The 5,375-nt window shown below is 62.0% G+C and carries 4 protein-coding genes and 1 pseudogene; 4 read left to right on the top strand and 1 reads right to left on the bottom strand.

The features are described from left to right. Positions 1 to 124 precede the first annotated feature (124 nt). Together ABLE43_RS22955 and ABLE43_RS22950 are read left to right on the top strand one after the other, a co-directional pair. Positions 125 to 922: pseudogene (locus tag ABLE43_RS22955) on the top strand (conjugal transfer protein TraH); the annotation flags it as partial. Between the two features lie 22 nt (positions 923 to 944). Continuing rightward, positions 945 to 3,758 carry a conjugal transfer protein TraG N-terminal domain-containing protein gene (locus ABLE43_RS22950; RefSeq protein WP_348980264.1) on the top strand — a complete coding sequence of 938 codons (2,814 nt, stop codon included), beginning with the start codon at positions 945 to 947 and terminating at the stop codon, positions 3,756 to 3,758. Positions 3,759 to 3,764: 6 nt separating this feature from the next. Here the strand turns inward: ABLE43_RS22950 and ABLE43_RS22945 are convergent, their stop codons facing one another. Beyond that, on the bottom strand, positions 3,765 to 3,974 hold the full coding sequence (locus tag ABLE43_RS22945) for a hypothetical protein (protein ID WP_348980263.1): 210 nt from the start codon (positions 3,972 to 3,974) through the stop codon (positions 3,765 to 3,767). Between the two features lie 153 nt (positions 3,975 to 4,127). Between ABLE43_RS22945 and ABLE43_RS22940 the strand changes: the two genes are divergently transcribed. Next, entirely contained in the window at positions 4,128 to 4,334 is a 207-nt protein-coding gene (locus ABLE43_RS22940; protein ID WP_348980262.1) for a hypothetical protein, read from the top strand. Positions 4,335 to 4,441: 107 nt separating this feature from the next. Further along, positions 4,442 to 5,215, top strand: coding sequence for a type IV toxin-antitoxin system AbiEi family antitoxin domain-containing protein (locus ABLE43_RS22935; protein ID WP_348980261.1), 774 nt, complete (start codon positions 4,442 to 4,444; stop codon positions 5,213 to 5,215). Positions 5,216 to 5,375: the final 160 nt, after the last annotated feature.

The following is a 5,375-nucleotide window of genomic DNA, read 5'->3' as shown; positions in this document are numbered from 1 at the left end:
CAGGGTCGCCGGCGACTGGCCCGCCACCCGCTGGGACGAGCTGATGCCGTGGAACTGGGTGCCCCAGACAGATCAGCCAACAGCCCAAGCCGCATAAACTGCGGTCCTCACGCCACGCTTACCAAGCATGAAGGACCAGCTCGTCGGCGAGCCCCACAATTACACTTGGGAGGCGCTCAAGAAGTCCGGGAAGTTCGGTGCTTTCGACCAGAGCTTCTCCGAGTTCATCATGACGCTCGTTGGCACCGTCGTGACGACGCCGTCGACCGATCCCTCCGTCGGCGGCAAGGTCGTCATGTTCGGGCCCGCCGAGGAAGCTGTCGTGACCGCGCTCCTCGACGGCACCGCCAATGCGCCGGCGGTCAAGATGCTCAAATGCAACGACACCAACTGCTATGATGTCGGCGAGCAGACGCTGACCGTGCCGGCATCGGCCGCGCTGCGACCGCGCATCGCGGCTATGATCAAGTCGATGAGCGACAAGATCCGTACCGACACCGCGCTCAGTGCGGCCGAGAAGCAGCTGCTCAACATCGCGACCGTGCCGATCTACAAGATCTTGGCCGTCCAGGCCTATGCTCACTACGCCCTGACCGACGGCGAGATCGAGACCCTGTCGGAGATCGTGGCGGTCGATCTTCTGACGGCGATGCTCGACAACATGCTCGACCGGGTCGAGCAGGCGCAAACCCACTATCAGACCTTCGATCAGGCGACCGCGACCCAGTGGAAGCAGCAGATCGCCGCGACGCGTGCGCGGTTCTCGCAGCGTGACGTCAAGCTCAACAACAAGCTCCAGGTCACGATGCAGATCATCAATCGCAGCATCATGCTCGAGTCCACGCTGCAGAATTCGATGACGCCGGGGATGTCCTCGGCGCTGAATTTCTCGCGCGGGCTGAACGCGCAGGGCCTGATGTAGGCGCGGGGAGGGGGCCGAGACGATGCTGGAAGTCTTCACGGTCGGCGGCGGCGAGTATCTCGTCAACACCTTCAACGCGGTCGCCGCGTGGTCGGGCGGCGGCGGCTACCGGTCGCTGCTGCGGGTCGTGATGGTGATGGGCCTCATCTACTCGCTCTTGGTCGTAGCCTTCACCCTCAACTTCCGCGTGTGGATGAACTGGTTCATCCAATCGACCCTGATCTACCTGTGCCTCATGGTCCCGACAATCGACGTCAAGGTGACGGATCGGATCAACCCCTCGCTCGCGCCCGCGACCGTCGCCAACGTGCCGCTGGGTCTGGGTGTTCTCGCCAGCTTCACGACCCAGATTGGCGATTGGCTTACCCGCACGGCCGAAACCGTGTTCGTGATGCCCGGCGAGCTCAATTATTCGACCAACGGGATGGTTTACGGCGCGCGATTGTTCGACGCGACGCGCAACTTCGCGATCCGCGATGCCGAGTTTTCGACCAACCTCGAGGAGCATTTCAAGAAGTGCCTGTTCGGCGACGTGATGCTGTACCAGAAGTCCCTGACCAATCTCGCCAACTCCAAAGACCTGTGGGCGGACATCGGGCCGGGTTCGGAAGCCCGAGCGCAGGAATGGCTGGAGCGGCAGGGCGACGGGTCAGTCACCAACAGCATCGTCACCTGCCGCCAGGCCTATCAGATGCTCGACGCGCGGTGGGCCCCGATGATCGAGGCGAACACGCCGCTATGGGGCAAGGAGCTCTACCCGAAGCTGAGCAACACCCTGGCGGCCGACAAGCTGAAGCACGACCTGCCGATTGCCAACGCGGCGTTCACCGGATCGGCGAGCAGCTACTCCGACTCGATGCGTCAGAACACCGCGATCAACGCGTTTATGCAGGCCCGCAACAGCATGGCGGGAGGCTCGGGCGCGGCGACGATCGACACCTTTGCGCAGACCCGCGCCGACATTCAGGCGCGCAACACCTACAATTCGATCGCGCAGCAGGCGATGGCGTGGGTCCCGATCCTCAATATCGTCCTGACCGTCGTCTTCTTCGCGATGTTCCCGGTCATTTTCCCATTGTTCCTCATGCCCCAAACGGGCCTCGGCACCCTTAAGGGCTATGCGATGGGGTTCTTCTACCTCGCCGCGTGGGGGCCGCTTTATGTGATCCTCCACATGATCTGCATGACAAGGGCGGAGGCCGCGGCGGCCGGCGTCGCGAGCGGCGGCGTCACGCTCGGCAGCTATGCCGGTATCGGCGCCGTCAACGGCGAGACGGCGACGATCGCCGGGTTCATGCTGATGAGCATTCCGTTTCTGGCGGCCGGCCTTGCCCGCGGTGCGATGTCGATCGCCGGTCAAGCGACATCGATGCTAGCGCCGGCACAGAATGCGGCCGAAGCCGCAGCCTTGGAACAGACGACCGGCAATTACTCCTACGGCAATGTCAGCTGGGCGAACGCCACGTCCAACATGCGGCAGAGCGATCAATGGTCGGTCGCGCCGAGCTTCATGGGCGGCGCGCCGAGTGTCGGGTGGCGTCAGGACAATGGCGCGGTCGTCTCCGGCTTTGGCAACGGTCAGGATGTGATCGACACGTCGCCGGCGCTCTCGCGGCTCGCATTCACCCCGACCATGGACAGCGGCACGGTTGCGGAGTGGAGGGTGATGGCCTCCGAAGCCCATCGGCAGGCGCAGGCTTACGAGAATGCCGCCAATGACATCCTGACCAGCACCCGCACCGATCGGAGCACATTCGGCACCTCAACCGAAAGTTCGCGGGGCTTCGAGGCCGGCAGCGGTCGGTCAGCCAATACTAATGTCGAGAAGTTCGATCGCACGACGGGAACCAGCTCGCAAGGCACCGAGGACCGCTCATCAATTGGTGAGAATCAGCGGATCACCGAGGGGCGCGACCGTCGTGCGATTAGCGCGGACGCAGTGTCTGGAGGAATTTCTGGGCAGGTCGGCGCTGGAGCTGGGCGTAAGACCGGCGGGACGGGGGGGAAACCGGGCTTGTCATTGCCAATAGGTGGATCGCTCGGCGTTAGTAAAACGGGGACCCAGCAGGACTCCTTGAGCTATGGGTCGGACAGAACTCGTTCTTCCGATAGCACCAGCACTTCGTCCAGCGGGGTGCGCGACGAGCGCTCCAACGGAACAGGCGCATCAACCTCGGATGGCACCTACGACCGCTCAGGCGTGTTCAGCAGAAGCTCCTCCACCACGTCCTCCTCGCGAAGCACTGAGGACGCACTTTCGCGGGCACGATCATACACCGAGGCGGCTCGGCGCCTGGACGAACTGTCCGAATCACTTTCGCGAGACGCGAGTTTTGCTGAGTCGAACCGGATGCAGTTCAGCACCAACCTCAGCCAAGACTTTGCGCAATGGTACCGGCAACAGCAGGCGCTTCACCCCAATCTTGATGCCCCCGAACTTTGGGCGACCGTCCTGACCGATCAGCAGCAGGCGGTACGTGCGGGGCTTATGCAGCAGTGGCTTCAAGAGAAGCGCAATGCGCTTTGGCAGGAGATCGAGGGCAACATTCAGGACCCATCGCTCGTCGACGTAGACCGCATTCCGATCGGTAGCGCTTCGGATGTTCGCTCGTCTTATCGACCGAGCACACTCAATCCTGCCAGTGGAGGGGGTGCCGGAGGCGATCCTGAGGCTGCTGCGAGAATAATCGAGGAGGGCCGGCGGAAGCTCGACGATGACCGCGCATCTTCTCAAGCGGGCAGGGCAAGTCGGGTCGGCGCAAACGTCGAACTTCAGACCGAGGTCTCGAAAGACTTGAACGTCGGCTTCTTTGCCGACCCGAACTTGAGAAAATAGGTCGAGCTAGAGAATGATGAACATATAGCTGAGCATCGCCACCAGCACGACCGCCGAAATAATCTGCCCGATCGCCCGACCGCGAGTTAGCGGCCGATCATTATCCGGAAGATCGTTCATAAAGAACTTCGGCGAGTGAGGAACGAGTTCCTCCTCGATGTAGACGGGGCCGCCTGGGGACTTTTCCGTCGCCAAATAGGTGGCTAGATCGTACATGGCCTCACAATCCGAATAACCGCACGATACCTGACGGTAGGCAAAATCGCAAGGTTCGCCAGGTGTCCCGCCCGCGCGTGCTGAGGGTAGATCCATAGGGACGATTTGCGTTCACGGCCATATCAGACGTCAATGAGTTCGGATCGATCAGTCATGGAAAACAACGAAGACGAGGATGATGCTCAAGCGTTCGCAACTGCCCGAGCCCTGATCGATCAACATGGCGAGCGTGTGGCGGCGTTCCTGCAGGAGAAGATCGACGGGCTGATGGCATCCGACGACTTCGAAGCGCTGTCTCGCTGGTTCGCTATCCGAAACGCCGTCGCGATCACGCTGGAAGCGAACACGACGATCCAGTAGGCCGCCAGCGCGCACATCGATCCATATGATGGAAATATATTCTCAGCATATAATCAGCAGACATTTCGAGGCTGGCACTACCTTAGATTTTGTGCTAAAAATAGCCTGTGAAGGTAGCTCGGACAGATAAACTGAAGCCCCTGCTCGACGCTTGGGAGCCACATACCGTGGCAACCAGCCCGCACCTCAAAGCGCTTGGGCTGACGCCGCAGGATGTGCAGAACTACACCACGTCGCGGTGGCTGGTGTCGCTCGGCCGAGGCGCGTTCAAACGTCCGGCGGAGACAGTGACCTGGCAGGGCGCCTTATACAGCGTCCAGTCGCAACTTAAGCTGCCGGTCCATGTGGGGGCGCTCACGGCGCTCGAAATGACCGGCAACAGCCACTACGTCCGGTTCGCCGACACCAAGGGCTACCTGTTCTCGCCACTGCACGTGGTTCTGCCGGCGTGGTTTCAGGCTCATTGGGGCGATCAGGTCCGCCACATGCAGACCAAGCTCCTGCCGGGCGAGCTCGGCCTTACCGAACAGCGCGCTCCCGAAGGCTTCGCGCTGCAGACGGCGGCACCCGAGCGGGCGATACTGGAGCTGCTCCACCTCGCGCCAAAAGAGTTCGATCTCGTCGAAGCCGGCCATATCGTCGAGGGCATGACGTCGCTTCGCCCGAAGCTGATGCAATCCCTGCTCGAGGCCTGCACTTCCGTGAAGGTACGGCGGCTCTTCCTCTTCCTCGCGGAGCGGGCCAGCTTGCCGGTCATACGCCACCTTGCGGTGGAGCGCATCGACCTGGGCAAGGGCGACCGCAGCCTGGTTCGGATGGGGCGCTACGTCCCGAAATACCGCCTGCTCGTTCCCAAGGAGCTCGTCTCAAATGGCGGCTGAGCGATATCGCGATCAGCTCCGTCTCCTGCTGGACATATGTAAGCGTGGCCTGAGGGCCGCCTTGCCCGTTTGGCCGTAGCCGGGATGCTTATCGTCTTTGACGAGGGCGCGGGCGGTGCGGGAAGTTTTCGGTTCTGAGACTGGTCGTACGAGCGCTCGT

It is taken from the genome of Sphingomonas silueang, assembly GCF_040049155.1.
In the GTDB taxonomy this organism is placed as follows: Bacteria; Pseudomonadota; Alphaproteobacteria; order Sphingomonadales; family Sphingomonadaceae; genus Sphingomonas; species Sphingomonas silueang.
Note: the sequence above shows the minus strand (reverse complement) of the source record. Positions and strands in the feature narration are given on the sequence as shown.

Coding starts and splice junctions, on each gene's coding strand:
- ABLE43_RS22950 (WP_348980264.1), top strand. CDS start 945: ATGCTGGAAGTCTTCACGGTCGGCGGCGGCGAGTATCTCGTCAACACC.
- ABLE43_RS22945 (WP_348980263.1), bottom strand. CDS start 3,974: ATGTACGATCTAGCCACCTATTTGGCGACGGAAAAGTCCCCAGGCGGC.
- ABLE43_RS22940 (WP_348980262.1), top strand. CDS start 4,128: ATGGAAAACAACGAAGACGAGGATGATGCTCAAGCGTTCGCAACTGCC.